This is a genomic window from Planococcus sp. RAB007_Raresut, from assembly GCF_057369535.1.
In genome coordinates, this window is sequence record NZ_JBXYIF010000009.1 from 38,979 (window position 1) to 55,406 (window position 16,428).

The following is a 16,428-nucleotide window of genomic DNA, read 5'->3' on the forward strand; positions in this document are numbered from 1 at the left end:
AATTGTACAGATTGTCCTATGACAGTCTGACCTATGAAATAATACCACTTCCGCTCCGGAATAGCAAGCGGCTTTTATATTTTTTGGACTTGCTCGAAATCAAGCTCCATTTTCGTCTCACGGCCGAAGATATCAATAGAAACTTTTACTTTGCCTTTAGTCTCATCGATCTCTTCCACTTTGCCCTGGAAGTTCGCGAATGGCCCTTCCATGACTTCGACAATATCAGCAACCGCAAAGTTGATGTCGACGCGGCGTTCTGTCATGCCCATCTGCTTCAGGATGAAATCAACTTCTTCATCAAGCAGCGGCGTAGGCTTGGCTCCGCCTCCTGAAGAACCGATAAATCCGGTTACGCCAGGTGTATTGCGGACAACATACCAGGATTCATCTGTCATGATCAATTCGACCAGAACATAACCCGGGAAAGTCTTGCGCATTACTGTGCGTTTTTTGCCGTCTTTAAAATCAGTTTCTTGTTCTTCGGGAATGATGACGCGAAAAATCTTATCCTGCATGCCCATTGTTTCGACACGCTTTTCCAAATTGGCTTTGACTTTATTTTCATAACCGGAATATGTGTGAACTACGTACCAATTCTTTTCCATAATCGCACGGACTGAACGTCCATCCCTCCTTTTTTCCAAATGAAAAAACCCGTTCTCGTAGAATGACGGGCTATTTTTTATGCATTATTCTTGTTGCGCGCTTTTTCTGTTACAGCGCTAAGAACCAACGGAATAATTCCGAGATGCCTGTATCGATCAATGCGAAGAAAAGTGCCATGAAGATAACTGTGGAAAGAACGACGATTGTATAGCGTGTCAATTCCTTGCGTTTAGGCCAACTTACTTTTCTCATTTCCGAAACGACGTTTTTAAAGAAATCGCCAATGTTACCCATTGTTCAAAAACCTCCGAAGTTTAAAAATCACTCTATATCGTTCGGCATTCACTTAAATTCATAACGTTTGTTTATGCACGGTATGCCCATTGCAATGAGCACAGAATTTATTAAGTTCCAAACGTGTGCTGAATTCCGCTTTCGCAGGAACCGTATAATTGCGGGATGCACATTTCGAGCAGCTTAAAACGATTTTTTTAGCCATTTTCCTCACCCTATTCGAGTTTGCAGCTTTTTCAAGGTTATCACCTTAAAACTTCCATGTCAACAGCACATCAGGAGGTGCGGGTTTCATCTTTTTGCAGATGCCGCTCCAGTTTCCGTTTGACCCGCTGCAGCGCGTTGTCGATTGATTTGACATGGCGCTCCAATTTTTCTGATATTTCCTGGTAGGTCTGGCCGTCGAGATACAACGCCAGCACTTCGCGCTCCAGTTCACTGAGCACTTCACCCATTTTTTCTTCCATATACATGAATTCTTCATTATTGATCATCAATTGCTGCGGATCGTCTACACCGTTATCGGTCAGAACGTCCATCAGCGTACGGTCGGATTCTTCGTCATAAATCGGCTTGTCCAAAGATACATAGGAGTTCAGCGGAATATGCTTCTGGCGTGTGGCAGTCTTGATGGCGGTGATGATTTGCCGAATGATGCACAATTCCGCAAACGCCCTGAAAGAAGACAGTTTATCACTGCGGAAATCACGGATGGCTTTATATAAGCCAATCATGCCTTCCTGGATAATGTCCTCTTTGTCAGCTCCGATCAGGAAATAAGAACGGGCTTTCATCCGAACGAAATGCCGAAATTTATTGATCAGAAAATCCAGTGCCTCGGTATTTCCGTCGTGGACCAAACTGACAAGTTCCTCATCTGTCATTTCCATAAATCGTCGGGCTTGAACTTGTTCCTGATTTCCCACGGTTATCCCTCCGGTCGCGCGAACCTCGATATCATCAGTATACAGGAACTAAAAATTGAGCGTCAACCTATCATTTCATCCCACGGCGCCATTTTTCAAATATTTCTGCAATTTCAGTCGGCAAAGCAATTTTCGATATTGCCTGCTGCCGCTGTATTTCTTTCACTTTCTCCGAAATCTTTTTTTGGATTTCTTCCACTTCAATTTCCAATTCCCTGGCGGAGATCCGAAGAGCGCCTTTGGCGAAAATCACCCATTGTTCGGTGGAATCCGAAGTGGCCACATAAACCTGGTCCCGGCGATTATTCAAGCTGACCGCCAGTTTCTCTATTCGTTCGTCTGCAGTCTCACTCTCTTTTGTGAAGATGACTTCAACGTCTGAAGTGAGATTACGCGCTTCGATTCCCGGAACAAGATGCGCATCGAATACAATGATGACACGCCATCCTTTATAGCCGCGGTACTCCGCCATCCTTTCGATCAGCCGATCTCTGGCGGAAGCCAGTTTATCTTTCTTCAATTCCCTTAGTTCCACCCAGTCTCCAATGATGTTATAGCCATCAACCAGCAGAATATTCATATCGCTTAACCTATCGGATTGCGCTTCCGGTAGACTTCGTACATGAGCAGGCTCGCTGCCACGGAAGCATTCAGGGAAGTAACATGGCCGACCATCGGCAACTGGTAAAGGAAATCGCATTTCTCGCGCAGGATCCGGCTCATCCCTTTGCCCTCACTGCCAATAATGACCGCAAGCGGCAATGAAGCATCCATCTTCCGGTAATCCACCGATTCTTTTGCGTCCGTTCCGGCAATCCAGACGTTGCGCTTTTTCAGCTCATCCACAATCTGCGAAAGATTATTGACCCTCACTACCGGAATATGTTCAATGGCGCCGGTGGAGGCCTTCGCCACGACCGCCGTCAAACCGACTGCCCGGCGTTTTGGAATAATCAAACCGTGTGCGCCGACCGCATCCGCCGTCCGCATGATTGATCCCAGATTATGCGGATCCTCCAATTCATCAAGAATCAGAAAGAATGGATCTTCCGAACGTGACTCCGCCACTTTGAATAAATCATCCAGTTCCGCGTAATTATAAGCAGCAACCGCCGCCGCTATTCCCTGGTGATTCGAATCAGTCAAACCGTCGATTTTTTTCTTGGGCACAAACTGGACGATGACTTTCTTTTCCTTCGCCAGTTGCAGAAGTTCAGCAATGCCTTTTTTCTGGACGCCTTCAGCAATCCAGATTTTATTGATATCCCGGTCCGCCCTTAGTGCTTCAAGCACCGGGTTTTTACCGCCAATGATTTCCGGTTCCAATTCCTCCGTCATTTGATCACTCCTCTCAGCTCTTCTATTATATTGATGCCATACGTGATAATTTCATTTACCCGCTCCGTATGGCCTTTTAAATAATTCCACCCCAGCACAGCTTCAAAAGCTGTACTGAAATTATAAGTCTGGACGTCAGTGTTTCTCGGCACTGAACCGGACTTGGCATTGCGGCCGCGGCGCATGACTGCCAGTTCCTGTTCTGACAGAAACTCTTCTTCCGTCAAGCGCTTCAGAACGACCGCCTGCGCTTTCGCAGAAACGAAAGTCGTCGACATCCGGTGCAGCGTATTCGGTTTCACTCGGCCCGAGCGCAGCAAATGCTCGCGCACCGCCTGCTCATAGACCGCATCTCCCATATAGGCGAGTGCAAGGGCATTCAATTGATCGACATCCTGATTGCGTAATCCTTCCAAGCCCTTACCCCCTCTTCCAACGTGTGCCTTGGGCCGTATCTTCCAGGATGATATTCTTTTCCTTGAACAAATCACGGATTTCATCGGCACGGGCGAAGTCGCGGTTTTTGCGTGCTTCGATCCGCTCCGCCATTAAAGCCTCGACTTCAGCATCCAATAATTCTTCTTCCTGTTTGAACGGCAGACCGAGGACACCCGCCAATTCATCGAACACTGCCAGGAACGTTTCCATCACTTCGGAGGAAGTCTGTTTTTCCAGTAGATACGTGTTTGCCAGACGGGACAAATCAAACAGCTTCGAAATGCCGTGCGCTGTATTAAAATCATCGTCCATTGTTTCAATGAATTCTTTTTTGATTTCTTCGATTTTTGCCAGCCAGATATCGGAATGATCGCCAAGTTCAGCGGACACGCTCAAGCGATGCTTCAGGTTCGAATAAGAAGTGCGTAAGCGTTCCAATCCAGCTACTGCATCCTCCACCAATTGCTGCGAATAATTGATCGGATGGCGGTAATGCACGGACAGCATGAAGAACCGAAGAACCTGCGGATCCATTTCTTTCAGGATATCGTTCACCAAAACGAAGTTATTCAATGACTTCGACATTTTTTCATTATCAATATTGATATAGCCATTATGCATCCAATAACGGGCAAACGGTTTGCCTGTGTATGCTTCCGACTGCGCAATCTCATTCTCGTGGTGCGGGAATGTCAGATCCTGGCCGCCTGCGTGGATATCGATTGTATCCCCCAGATGTTCGCGCGCCATCACCGAACATTCAATGTGCCAGCCCGGACGCCCTTCGCCCCATGGGCTGTCCCATGAGATTTCATTCGGCTTCGCCGCTTTCCATAGCACAAAGTCCAGCTCATCTTCTTTTTTGTCGCCGGTTTCAATGCGTGCCCCGACTTTCAATTCATCAACGGATTGATGCGACAGCTTGCCGTAGCCTTCGAATTTACGGGTGCGGTAATAGACATCCCCCTGTGATTCATAAGCAAAGCCTTTCTCGATCAACGCTTCAATAAATTCGATGATCTGCTCCATGTGCTCGGTCACACGCGGATGCGCGTCGGCCTTTGCACAGCCGAGTGCTTCTGTATTATCAAAATAGGCTTTGATAAAGCGTTCAGCGATTTTGGGGACAGTTTCGCCAAGTTCATTGGCAGCCTTGATCAATTTATCGTCGACATCCGTAAAGTTGGAGATATAATGCACATCATACCCCCGGTACTCGAGGTAACGGCGAACCGTATCGTATACAATGACGGGACGGGCATTGCCGATGTGGATGTAATTATAGACAGTAGGTCCACAAACATACATTTTGACTTTTCCTTCTTCGAGTGGGACAAAAGGTTCTTTTGTTCGTGACAATGAATTAAAGATTTGGATGGTCATTCGGCATTCCCTTCTTTCTTCCTTGCTTGTTTTAATAATTCCACTTCACGCCGGAGTTCGGCGATTTTCATTTCCATCGAATTGCAGATATCCGCAACCGGGTCGGGCATATCCTGGTGGTTGAGATCTTTCTTGATCCGCACCCCGTCCTGAATAACCACTTTTCCCGGTATGCCAACCACTGTAGAATTCGGCGGCACTGTTTTCAGAACGACAGAACCGGCTCCGACCTTAGAACCCTCACCTATCGTTATAGATCCAAGGACTTTGGCACCCGTTGCCACCAATACATTATCTTCCAGTGTCGGGTGGCGCTTTCCGTTCTCTTTCCCTGTTCCCCCGAGGGTAACACCCTGGAAAAGCGTTACATTATCACCGATGATACACGTTTCCCCGATAACGACTCCCATTCCGTGGTCAATAAAGAACCGGCGGCCAATCACCGCTCCCGGATGGATTTCGATACCTGTGAAAAAGCGGCTGATCTGCGAAATGACGCGCGCGAGGAAAAACAATTTATTCTTGAAGAAGAAATGTGCCAGCCGGTGCGCCCATATGGCATGCAAACCAGAATAAGTAAGGATTACTTCCAAATAACTTCTGGCAGCCGGATCCTGCTCGAAAACCACATCCACATCTTCTTTAAATGCTTTGAACATCTTTTTCAACTCCTTTTACTGCAAAATAAAAAGCGCCCCTGTCAATAAATTGACAGAGACGCATGCTTGCGCGGTTCCACTCTGATTAAAAAGGGCTCACCCTTTTTCTCTCGGCACCTTTAACGCAGGTGAAACGTCTGGTCTACTCGATTCGACTCAGCACTCGGAGAGGCATTTCCATGCGGCAGCGGCCCGGATCACTTTCAGCCGGCGGTGATCTTCTCTGGAGAGCGTGCTGCATGTACTTCTTCTCGTCAACGATTTTCTGATAGTAAATTCATTTTACATCATTGCTTCTATAAGTCAATCTTATGCACTTGCGTATTGAGCTACCCGTGCAATCGTCTTATCTTTGCCTAACAATGCAATCGCATCCGGCAATTCAGGGCCATGCGTCTGGCCAGTTGTTACGACACGGATTGGCATGAAGAGGTTTTTCCCTTTATGTCCTGTCGCTTTCTGCACCGCTTTGATCGCCGCCTTGATTTCAGCCGGTTCAAATGCTTCCAGTGATTCAAGCTGCTCTTTGAAGGAAGCCATAACTTCCGGCACCTGTTCGCCTGCAAGAACTTCTTTTTCTTCGTCGCCGTATTGAAGTTCATCCGAGAAGAATTGTTCAGACAGCTCCGTGATTTCCGCTCCGAAACTCAATTGGTCGTGGTAGAGAGCGACAAGGCGATGTGCCCAGTCCTGCTGTTCCGCGTCCATCGTTTCCGGCAATTTGCCCGCTTTCTGCAAATGCGGCACCGCAAGTTCAACCACTTCTTCAAGCGGCATTTGTTTGATGTACTGGTTATTCATCCACGTCAATTTCTGCTTGTCGAACATGGAAGGTGATTTCGACAACCGGTTAGCGTCAAAGATCTTGATCAACTCTTCTTTCGAGAAAATCTCCTCTTCCCCTTCAGGCGACCAGCCAAGCAGCGCGAAGAAATTAAAGAGCGCTTCCGGAATATAGCCGAGCTCTCTGTATTGAGAGATGAATTGAATGATCGACTCATCACGCTTCGACAGTTTCTTGCGGTCTTCATTGATGATCAGCGTCATATGGCCGTAAGTTGGATGCCCCCAGCCAAATGCATCATAAATCATCTGCTGGCGCGGCGTATTCGACAAATGCTCTTCCCCGCGGAACACATGTGTAATCTTCATCAAATGGTCATCGATGACTACAGCGAAATTATACGTTGGGATGCCGTTTGTCTTCACCATTACCCAATCGCCGACATCTTTTGATTCGAATGAAATCGGTCCACGCACCAAGTCGTCAAACTTATACGTAACGTCAGCCGGCACTTTCGCGCGGATCGTATAGGACTTCCCTGCATCTTCCCGCTCTTTTACATCTTCAGCAGTCAGGTTGCGGCATGTTCCGCTGTATTGAGGCGCAGCAATGCCAGCCGCTTTTTGCGACTCACGCTCTGCTTCCAGCTCTTCCGCAGTACAGAAACATTTGAAAGCCAAACCTTTTTCAAGCATTTCATCCGCGTAGCCTTTGTAGATATCCAAGCGTTCCATTTGGCGGTAGGGACCATAATCGCCTCCGACATCAACCGACTCATCGTGCTCGATGCCCAGCCATTTCAAATTATCCAGCTGCGATTCGATTCCCGTTTCGATATTGCGGGCCGTATCCGTATCTTCGATGCGGACGATGAATTTTCCGTCATGATGGCGTGCATATAAATAATTGAAAAGCGCTGTCCGTGCTCCGCCGATATGTAAATGCCCAGTCGGACTCGGAGCATAGCGTACGCGTACTTCTTGTGTCATTAGATTTCCTCCTAAGAAACTTTTATCTTTAGCTATTCTATCACTCAAAGGAAAGCGTTTAAAGCTTCCGTTCCACTAACAGGATCACAGCAAGCGCCGCGATTCCTTCTTCACGTCCCAAATATCCAAGCTTTTCATTCGTCGTCGCCTTGACATTGACCTGCGAAATATCCGCTTCCAATAAACCAGCAATCGATTCTCTCAACTGCTCAATATAAGGTGCCAGCTTCGGCTTTTGTGCAATCACCGTGCAATCCACATTGCCCAGTTCATAGCCTTGCTCTTTTACATATTGCCAGATATGCGTCATAAGCTTTCGGGAATCGGCATCCTTAAATTCAGGGTCCGTATCCGGGAAATGCTTCCCGATATCGCCGCCGCCAATCGCTCCAAGTGCCGCATCCGTAATCGTATGCAGCAAAACATCCGCATCCGAATGGCCGAGAAGCCCCTTATGATGGGGGATTTCAATTCCCCCTAAAATCAATGGCCTGCCTTCAACCAATTGATGCACATCATACCCTTGCCCAATCCGAATCATTGCTCTTCCTCCTGTCTGCGGCTTTCCAAAATTGCTTTACCATAAATCAAATCATCCGGCGTCGTCATTTTCACATTTTCATAATTGCTTTCAACAATCTTTACCGGATGCCCAAGCCTTTCCATAAGCATGGCTTCATCCGTGCCAAGAAATCCTGCTTCAAAAGCCTCTGTCGCCGCTTCTTTTATCAATGCATACTGAAACGCTTGCGGTGTCTGGATAATCCATAGCTTCTCCCGCTCAACCGTCTCCGTAATAAAACCGGATTCCGCTTTTTTGATTGTATCCTTTACCCGAACACCTGCAATCGCTGCACCGGAAGCAGATGCTTCCTCTGCAAGACGCGAAATCACTTCGGCATCGATAAATGGACGCGCCGCATCATGCACGAGCACCACATTACACGCGGGAATCATCTCGAGACATGCCCGAACGCTGTCTTGCCTTTCAGCACCGCCCACGGCAAATCCTGCCACTTTCGTAATGCCGTATTTTTTCACAAAATCCTCCATCAGAGACCGCTCTTCCTCTTTTACCGCAAGCCAAATCGCATCGCAGTTCGCATCCCGCTGAAAAACTTCAAGTGTATAGATGAAGATCGGTTTATCGAATAACTCCAACAGCAATTTATTCTTATTCGCTTTCATCCGCTTGCCGCTCCCTGCGGCAGGCAAGACAACTGTATATTTCATGAGCTTACATCCTTTTATCCATCATTTAGCGCCCCGTGGCTTAGCAAAAATCATACGTCCCGCAGAAGTTTGCAGCACACTTGTAACCGTTACATCGATTGCGTCACCAATGTATTTCTTGCCGTCTTCAATGACGATCATCGTGCCGTCATCCAAATAAGCGACGCCTTGATTCTGTTCTTTACCGTCTTTAATCACGACGACATGCATATCTTCACCCGGTATAACCACGGGCTTTACAGCATTGGCCAAATCATTGATATTCAAGACAGGCACGTTATGCAGTTCACAGACTTTATTCAAATTAAAATCATTCGTTACGACCTGGCCGCCCATTTTCTTGGCTGCACGCATAAGTTTCAAATCCACTTCCGCCACTTCATCAAAACTTTCTTCCGTAATCATGATGGCGCCTTCGCGTTCACTTTGCAGCCGTTTTAAGATATCGAGTCCACGGCGCCCTCTTGTCCGCTTCAACGTATCTGAAGAATCCGCAATATGCTGCAGTTCGGATAACACGAATTGCGGCACAACAAATGTGCCTTCCATGAAGCCTGTGGCTGAAATATCGGCAATCCGCCCATCAATGATGACGCTTGTGTCCAATAATTTGTAATTTGTTTTATTCACCGGCAACGTCTTTAATTCCTCGTCCTCTTCGTTCTTCTTGGCAGTCAAAGAAAGCTTGGATGGCGTCAGCATGCTCAACATCTCGTCACGCTTCTGGAATCCGACCTGGAATCCAAGATAACCGAGAACCACCGACAGGATAATTGGAGCGGCAGTCGCGACAAGCGGAATATCAATTGTACTCAAAGCAAATCCGATAAGGAATGCGACGATCAATCCGATAATCAGTCCCACTGTTCCAAACAGCAGATCCGGCGTCGGCGCATGAAGAAGTTTTTCTTCCATCCACTTCATAAATCGCACCAGTGAATCCGCAAACAACAATGATAATAAGAAAAATATAATAGCTCCCACAAGAGCAGAAACTATTGCATTATTGATCCAAGGGTTGTCGATCATAGGTATGAGTTCAAAAACATAAGGTAAGAATATAATTCCGACAGTAGCACCGATCAATAAAAATAAAACCTGAATAATTCTTTTTAACATATTTCCACCTCCTTCTTTTCAATTATACACATATCATTTATAAAACGCTGTTTAGACCCTATATAGCTAAAAAAATAGAGGAGGCCATGGCCTCCTACTGTGGGAAAATTTCTTTTAATGCGTCATTCACAGTTTCTACACCAACTACGCGGATGCCTTCCGGGAAATCCCAGCCGCCGATATTGGATTTTGGAACAATTGCTCGTTTAAAACCAAGCTTTGCCGCTTCCTGTACTCGTTGTTCAATCCGTGAAACGCGTCGTACTTCGCCCGTCAGCCCGACTTCACCAATAATACAGTCAAAACCGTTCGGTGCAACATCACGATAGCTGGATACTATACTTGCCAGTACAGCTAAATCGATGGCCGGCTCATCCAATTTGACTCCGCCCGCCACTTTGATATAAGCGTCCTGTGCCTGAAGCAACATGCCCATCCGCTTTTCCAGTACTGCCATCAATAGAGAAACCCTATTTTGGTCCAGACCTGTCGCCATCCGTTTCGGATAATTGAAACTCGACGGTGTAACAAGCGCCTGAATTTCCACCAGAATCGGACGCGTTCCTTCCATCGAAGCAACGACTGTCGATCCGGCCGCCCCGCTGGATCGTTCTTGAAGAAATAATTCAGATGGATTCAAAACTTCTTTTAACCCGCTTTGCAGCATTTCAAAAATCGCGATTTCATTCGTTGAACCAAAACGGTTTTTGACACTGCGCAAAATCCGGTACGTATGATGGCGCTCCCCTTCAAAATAAAGAACTGTATCCACCATATGTTCAAGAATTCGCGGCCCGGCTATCTGCCCTTCCTTCGTCACATGCCCAACGAGGAAAATGGCAATATTCTTCGTCTTGGCGATGCGCATCAATTCCGCTGTACTCTCACGGACTTGCGTAACACTGCCGGGAGCCGATGTAACTTCAGGATGATGGACCGTCTGAATCGAATCGACGATAACGAAGTCAGGATTCACTTCATCGATTGTATGGTTGATCAATTCAAGATTAGTCTCTGCATAAATATATAAATCGGAAGAGGAAGCGTCGAGACGCTCTGCCCGTAGTTTAGTCTGGCGGATGGATTCCTCACCGGAAATGTAGAGTACTTTGCTGCCGCTGTTAGCCAGCATCGCAGATACTTGCAAAAGCAATGTCGATTTCCCGATACCTGGATCTCCGCCGATCAACACGAGTGAGCCGGGCACAATTCCCCCGCCAAGTACACGGTTCAGCTCACTGAGCTCAGTCGTAACGCGCGGTTCTTCTTTAGTCTCGATCGAATTGATGGGCGTCGCTTTCTGCGGAGCCGCTGCCGTATGCTGGAAAGCGTTTCTTGTCCCCTTCGGAACAGCCACTTCGATTTCTTCGGTCATTTGATTCCATTCTCCGCAATTCGGACATTTCCCCATCCATTTTGCCGCTTCATATCCACAAGACTGGCATACGAATTTCGATTTCTTCTTGGCCATGTGCTCCTCCTTCTAATGAAAAACCGCTCGCCAGAGAAATCTCCGGCGAGCGGAATATCTTATTGCTTATTTCTTCACAGGTTCATTTGTCCGAACGACAAATTCATCATTCTCCACATCAAAGATGATACGTTGTCCTGCTAAAGCCGTTCCTTTCAGAAGTTCTTCAGACAAGCGGTCTTCAACGTGTTTTTGCAGTGACCGGCGAAGAGGACGAGCCCCGTACTCCGGATCATAACCTTCTTTAGCGATTTTATCCAAAGCAGCTTCTGTCAACTCTAGGTTAATGTCCTGCTCCTGAAGACGATCAGCCAATTGCTTCGTCATCAATGTCACGATTTCACGCAAGTTCTCTTTTTCAAGAGAGTGGAATACAATCATGTCGTCAATACGGTTAAGGAACTCAGGACGGAATGCTTTCTTCAATTCCGCAAGCATTTTCGATTTCATATCCTTATAATCTGTTTTCGCATCATCCAAATTGAAACCAACGTATTTATTGTATTTCAATTCTTCTGCACCGACGTTCGACGTCATAATGATGACTGTATTACGGAAATCGACACGACGGCCTTTTGAATCCGTTAAACGCCCATCTTCCAATACCTGCAAGAGAATATTGAATACATCCGGATGCGCTTTTTCAATCTCATCCAACAGAATGACAGAATACGGTTTTCTGCGGACTTTTTCAGTCAGCTGACCGCCTTCGTCATAACCGACATAGCCTGGAGGTGAACCAACAAGACGAGAAGTCGAATGTCTTTCCATGTATTCGGACATATCAATGCGGATCATCGCATCTTCGTCTCCAAACATTGATTCAGCCAAGGCACGCGCTAATTCCGTTTTACCTACTCCTGTAGGTCCAAGGAAGATAAATGAACCGATTGGACGTTTAGGATCTTTCAACCCTGCACGAGCACGTCTGATTGCTTTTGAAATGGAAGTGACTGCTTCGTTTTGGCCAATGACACGGCCATGAAGAATTTCTTCCAAATTCAATAATTTATCCGATTCAGTCTGAGCCAGTTTCGATACTGGAATGCCTGTCCACATGGATACAACTTTCGCAATATCTTCGACAGTCACTTCAGACTCTTCTTTACCTTGTTTTTCTTTCCATTCTTTTTTCGTTTTATCCAATTGATCTTTTAATTTTTGTTCTGCATCACGAAGAGAAGCCGCTTTTTCAAACTCCTGGCTTTGCACTGCTTCATTTTTCTCAGAACGCGCAGCTTCAAGTTTCTCTTCCATCTCTTTAAGATCCGGCGGAGTAGTGTAAGAACGAAGTCTCACTTTCGAACCTGCCTCATCAATTAAATCAATAGCTTTGTCCGGAAGGAACCGGTCAGAAATATAACGGTCAGACATTTTCGCCGCTGCATCAATTGCCTCATCCGTTATTTTCACACGGTGATGAGCTTCGTAACGATCACGTAGACCTTTAATAATTTGGATAGATTCCTCTACTGAAGGCTCATCCACTTGAATTGGCTGGAAACGTCTTTCAAGAGCCGCATCTTTTTCAATATACTTGCGGTACTCATCTAAAGTGGTTGCACCGATACATTGAAGTTCGCCTCTCGCCAATGCCGGTTTAAGGATATTCGAAGCATCAATCGCACCTTCAGCTCCACCTGCACCAATCAGTGTATGGAGTTCATCAATGAATAGGATTACATTTCCTGCTTGACGAATTTCATCCATAACTTTTTTCAAACGGTCTTCAAACTCACCGCGGTATTTTGTTCCGGCAACTACGGTACCCATATCCAGAACCATTACGCGTTTATCTCGTAAAGTTTCAGGGATTTCATTATTCACGATCTGCTGGGCCAAACCTTCTGCGATGGCTGTTTTACCAACCCCTGGCTCACCAATTAACACTGGATTATTTTTCGTACGGCGGCTCAATACTTCGATTACACGTGTAATCTCATCGCTTCTGCCGATTACCGGATCCAAGCTGCCTTCGCGTGCAACTTGTGTCAAATCACGGGCTAGGCCGTCCAAAGTCGGTGTATTGGCCGATGCATTCGGGCTGCTTCCTGTAGAAGCCTGTTCGTTGCTGCCAAGCAATTGCAATACTTGTTGACGGGCTTTATTCAAGCTGACACCAGCATTACCAAGCACACGTGCAGCCACGCCTTCTCCTTCACGAATAAGCGCTAACAGCAAATGCTCTGTGCCAATATAGGAATGACCCAGTTTTCTGGATTCATCAACTGACAGTTCGATAACTTTTTTCGCTCTCGGTGTATAATGCACAATCGGACCGACATCTTTTTCGCCGATGCCTACAAGTTCTGTAACACCTTCTTCGATCAATTGCGTATTAACTTCAATCGCTTCTAAAGCTTTGGCTGCAATACCGCCGCCTTCACGAATTAAACCAAGTAAAATATGTTCTGTTCCAATGGATTCATGTTTCATGCGAATTGCTTCTTCTTGAGCCAGTTGAAGAACCTTCTGTGCTCTTTGTGTAAATCTATTGAACATCATATAGAATCCTCTCCTTCTTTATCTACGTTAATTTTGTATTCTTCTTTCAAACGTTCCCGAAAAAGCTTCGCCCGGGCGATATCCCGTTCATTCGGCGACAATGGCTTCTCCGAATAATGCTGCAGAAAAGCTGGCTGCATAAAAATCATCAATTCATTAAGGATAGACATATCAATATTCTCTATTAATTTTAAGTCTATACCCAAACGCACATCAGAAAGACATTTAGCCGCCTCTTCAGTCGTCAGCAACCTCGAATACGTAAGAATACCGAGAGAGCGGTAAATACGGTCTTCAAGTTTCAATGGCGAATTGTTTAAAATTGCCTCTCGAGCCCGTCGCTCCTGTTCGATAATCTGCTCAGTCATATTCTGCAAATCCTGTAGAATTTCATATTCGGATTTGCCAAGAGTTAATTGGTTGGAAATTTGATAAACGTTCCCCAAAGCTTCGCTTCCTTCTCCATAGATACCCCTCACAACCATTCCTAAGCGTGAAATAGCAGGAATAATGCGAGTAATCTGCTGCGACATTGTCAAAGCAGGCAAATGCAGCATCACTGAAGCTCTCATTCCAGTACCAGTATTTGTAGGACAGCTGGTCAAGTACCCGAACTTCTCATGAAATGCGTATTGCAAATTTTCTTCAAGCAATGAATCCAATTGATTAGCTATTTTATAGGCTTCTTGCAAATGGAAACCTGACTGCAAACTTTGAATACGCAAATGATCTTCTTCATTTATCATAATACTGAGTTCTTCGTTCTTTGAAAGCATAACCGATCCTGAATGTACGCCTGACGCCAAATGAGGACTGATTAAATGCTTTTCCACCAATAACTCACGATGTAACGAAGAAACCTCATGGATATCAATGTGAGTGAATTCCTGATTCAAATCTTTTCCTTTATCCAATAAAACAGAAGAGACTGCCTTATCGACTTTTAAAGCTTCATCTTCTGTAAAAGCATAAGGAAATTTAAATTCGTTAATATTTCGTGCTAATCTAATTCTAGTGCTCATGGCTATATCGGTATTTTCACCTTCATTAGCCATCCAACTGCTCGCTTTAGGTTCCAAAAAACGATCAATCGCCATGATTAGCACTCCCTTCGAGCTCTTTGTTCAACTCTCGTACCTTATCACGCAACTTTGCTGCTTCTTCAAATTCTTCTGCTTCTATCGAAACTTTTAATTGCTTTCTTAATTCTTCAATTTCTTTCTTTATCTTTAAGGTGCTGCCATAAGAGGCTGGAATTTTGCCTGCATGTTCTTTATTTCCATTATGCAGACGTTTGAAAATTTCCTCGAGATTAGATTCAAAAGTCTCGTAACAAGTTGCACATCCAAATTTACCTAACTTCAAAAAATTATTAAAAGTAAATCCACATGTGGGACATACTGAAACTTCTTTTTGCACTTGACTTACTGCTGGAGATTGTACTGGAAACCAATTTGAAAGTAATTGGTGAATGGCTAATGGATCTTGCTCAAATGCTAAGTTTAAGTTGTGATTCTCCGCTGCACAAACATGGCATAAATGCCTCTCTGTAAACTGGCCATTTCTTTTTTGTTTAACTAATACGGATGCAGGACGTTCACCGCATTGATTGCAAATCATCGTACCACTCCTCATTAATTCGACTGAAATTGAATTGTGAACAACATGGCTATTAAAATGCGTGCTCTGACTTCATCTCTCAAAGGCAGACCTAAAAGGAGTGTTGATCGGTCGATAGCACTTAAAATCATCTTTGCTTCCCGCTTGGTTATAATATCTTCGTCTAGTAGACGAAAAACAATATCTTCAGCCATGCTTTGAGTAGCGCCATTCTCTAAATGTTGAATGACTCCGCTAATTAAATCTGACTTCTGGTGAAGGCGTATACGTTTAATTCGAATATAGCCGCCGCCACCTCTCTTACTTTCAACTATATAACCTCTTTCCGGGGTAAACCTGGTGTTAATTACATAGTTAATTTGGGAAGGAACACATTGAAATTTTTCCGCTACTTCGCTTCTTTTAATTTCAATATATTCTCTTTCGCTTAATTCGATAACCTGCTTCAAATACCCTTCAATTACATCAGAAATGTTCCGCATCGCATTCACCCCTTTACTTCTGTTTCATTCAAAGTTGACTTTGACTATATTTGACTTAATTATAACGCAAGTTTTTTATAGAATTCAAATAGTAAGTACTGAACAAATAATAAAAAATCCCGGAATAATATATTCCTGGATTTTAAGTTACTCTTCATCAAATATTCTTTTTTTAAAATCTTTTAAGTGACTCTTAATAGATTTAGTTTCCTCCTCAAGATATTTAGTTTTCCATTGAGTCCCTTCTAACCAAATTTTCACAATATCTCCTGCTGAAACGTCATGAGTAAATTCATTTAAAGGAAATGTATATTGTTCTTTTCCTTCTTCTACAGGCGTTAATAGTACTGTTCTTTTATCAATAGTTTCTACTTTATATATACCTGCTTTCATATTTACCACCTCTACTTTAATTTTCCCATTCTTAAGCTTTTTAATCTTTTATAATGTTTGAAGCCAAGAAAAAACTTTTCCGTTAACAAAAAAGGCCGCTACCGCTTACGCGGTAACGACCTTTCTTTTGTGCCCAGCGGCGTCCTACTCTCACAGGGGGAGATCCCCCAACTACCATCGGCGCA

The 16,428-nt window shown here is 44.9% G+C and carries 19 protein-coding genes and 1 other annotated feature; all 19 genes read right to left on the bottom strand.

Translation table 11 applies throughout. From position 1 onward, the window contains the following. Positions 1-74: 74 nt before the first annotated feature. The 19 genes from nusG to AC2Q9J_RS16550 all read right to left on the bottom strand — a co-directional run bounded on the left by nusG (position 75) and on the right by AC2Q9J_RS16550 (position 16,243). Positions 75-608 carry a transcription termination/antitermination protein NusG gene (nusG, locus tag AC2Q9J_RS16460; RefSeq protein WP_084242201.1) on the bottom strand — a complete coding sequence of 178 codons (534 nt, stop codon included), beginning with the start codon at positions 606-608 and terminating at the stop codon, positions 75-77. A gap of 109 nt (positions 609-717) precedes the next feature. Next, positions 718-903 carry a preprotein translocase subunit SecE gene (gene secE, locus AC2Q9J_RS16465; RefSeq protein WP_058382186.1) on the bottom strand — a complete coding sequence of 62 codons (186 nt, stop codon included), beginning with the start codon at positions 901-903 and terminating at the stop codon, positions 718-720. A 58-nt stretch (positions 904-961) separates the two neighbouring features. Continuing rightward, positions 962-1,108 carry a 50S ribosomal protein L33 gene (rpmG, locus tag AC2Q9J_RS16470; protein WP_499041634.1) on the bottom strand — a complete coding sequence of 49 codons (147 nt, stop codon included), beginning with the start codon at positions 1,106-1,108 and terminating at the stop codon, positions 962-964. A 70-nt stretch (positions 1,109-1,178) separates the two neighbouring features. Next, positions 1,179-1,829, bottom strand: coding sequence for an RNA polymerase sporulation sigma factor SigH (gene sigH, locus AC2Q9J_RS16475; RefSeq protein ID WP_084242203.1), 651 nt, complete (start codon positions 1,827-1,829; stop codon positions 1,179-1,181). Positions 1,830-1,899: 70 nt separating this feature from the next. Beyond that, complete coding sequence (locus AC2Q9J_RS16480) at positions 1,900-2,409, bottom strand: NYN domain-containing protein (protein ID WP_084242204.1); 510 nt, start codon at positions 2,407-2,409, stop codon at positions 1,900-1,902. 5 nt (positions 2,410-2,414) lie between these two features. Next, positions 2,415-3,167, bottom strand: coding sequence for a 23S rRNA (guanosine(2251)-2'-O)-methyltransferase RlmB (gene rlmB / locus AC2Q9J_RS16485; RefSeq protein WP_112224739.1), 753 nt, complete (start codon positions 3,165-3,167; stop codon positions 2,415-2,417). Next, a complete protein-coding gene (locus AC2Q9J_RS16490) occupies positions 3,164-3,583 on the bottom strand; it encodes a Mini-ribonuclease 3 (RefSeq protein ID WP_499041636.1) in 420 nt (139 codons plus the stop codon). The genes rlmB and AC2Q9J_RS16490 overlap by 4 nt, the downstream gene beginning before the upstream one ends. 4 nt (positions 3,584-3,587) lie before the next feature. Next, on the bottom strand, positions 3,588-4,988 hold the full coding sequence (cysS, locus tag AC2Q9J_RS16495; protein ID WP_499041638.1) for a cysteine--tRNA ligase: 1,401 nt from the start codon (positions 4,986-4,988) through the stop codon (positions 3,588-3,590). Continuing rightward, a complete protein-coding gene (cysE, locus tag AC2Q9J_RS16500) occupies positions 4,985-5,647 on the bottom strand; it encodes a serine O-acetyltransferase (RefSeq protein ID WP_499041640.1) in 663 nt (220 codons plus the stop codon). Before cysE ends, cysS begins: the two co-directional genes overlap by 4 nt. 51 nt (positions 5,648-5,698) lie before the next feature. Continuing rightward, positions 5,699-5,914, bottom strand: a binding site (T-box leader). A 42-nt stretch (positions 5,915-5,956) separates the two neighbouring features. Then, positions 5,957-7,420, bottom strand: coding sequence for a glutamate--tRNA ligase (gltX, locus tag AC2Q9J_RS16505; RefSeq protein WP_499041642.1), 1,464 nt, complete (start codon positions 7,418-7,420; stop codon positions 5,957-5,959). A gap of 58 nt (positions 7,421-7,478) precedes the next feature. Further along, positions 7,479-7,961, bottom strand: a complete 483-nt coding sequence (ispF, locus tag AC2Q9J_RS16510) for a 2-C-methyl-D-erythritol 2,4-cyclodiphosphate synthase (protein ID WP_117314088.1) — start codon at positions 7,959-7,961, stop codon at positions 7,479-7,481. After that, positions 7,958-8,653 carry a 2-C-methyl-D-erythritol 4-phosphate cytidylyltransferase gene (gene ispD / locus AC2Q9J_RS16515; protein WP_499041644.1) on the bottom strand — a complete coding sequence of 232 codons (696 nt, stop codon included), beginning with the start codon at positions 8,651-8,653 and terminating at the stop codon, positions 7,958-7,960. Before ispD ends, ispF begins: the two co-directional genes overlap by 4 nt. A gap of 21 nt (positions 8,654-8,674) precedes the next feature. After that, complete coding sequence (locus tag AC2Q9J_RS16520; protein WP_499041646.1) at positions 8,675-9,772, bottom strand: PIN/TRAM domain-containing protein; 1,098 nt, start codon at positions 9,770-9,772, stop codon at positions 8,675-8,677. A gap of 94 nt (positions 9,773-9,866) precedes the next feature. Next, entirely contained in the window at positions 9,867-11,243 is a 1,377-nt protein-coding gene (gene radA, locus AC2Q9J_RS16525) for a DNA repair protein RadA (RefSeq protein WP_499041647.1), read from the bottom strand. A 66-nt stretch (positions 11,244-11,309) separates the two neighbouring features. After that, on the bottom strand, positions 11,310-13,748 hold the full coding sequence (locus AC2Q9J_RS16530) for an ATP-dependent Clp protease ATP-binding subunit (protein ID WP_499041649.1): 2,439 nt from the start codon (positions 13,746-13,748) through the stop codon (positions 11,310-11,312). Next, entirely contained in the window at positions 13,745-14,845 is a 1,101-nt protein-coding gene (gene mcsB, locus AC2Q9J_RS16535) for a protein-arginine kinase McsB (protein WP_499041651.1), read from the bottom strand. Before mcsB ends, AC2Q9J_RS16530 begins: the two co-directional genes overlap by 4 nt. Continuing rightward, positions 14,835-15,368 (bottom strand): UvrB/UvrC motif-containing protein, encoded by a 534-nt coding sequence (locus AC2Q9J_RS16540; protein ID WP_499041653.1) that lies wholly within the window; start codon positions 15,366-15,368, stop codon positions 14,835-14,837. Before AC2Q9J_RS16540 ends, mcsB begins: the two co-directional genes overlap by 11 nt. A gap of 14 nt (positions 15,369-15,382) precedes the next feature. Next, complete coding sequence (locus tag AC2Q9J_RS16545; protein WP_499041655.1) at positions 15,383-15,850, bottom strand: CtsR family transcriptional regulator; 468 nt, start codon at positions 15,848-15,850, stop codon at positions 15,383-15,385. 147 nt (positions 15,851-15,997) lie between these two features. Beyond that, on the bottom strand, positions 15,998-16,243 hold the full coding sequence (locus AC2Q9J_RS16550; protein WP_499041657.1) for a hypothetical protein: 246 nt from the start codon (positions 16,241-16,243) through the stop codon (positions 15,998-16,000). Positions 16,244-16,428 lie beyond the last annotated feature (185 nt).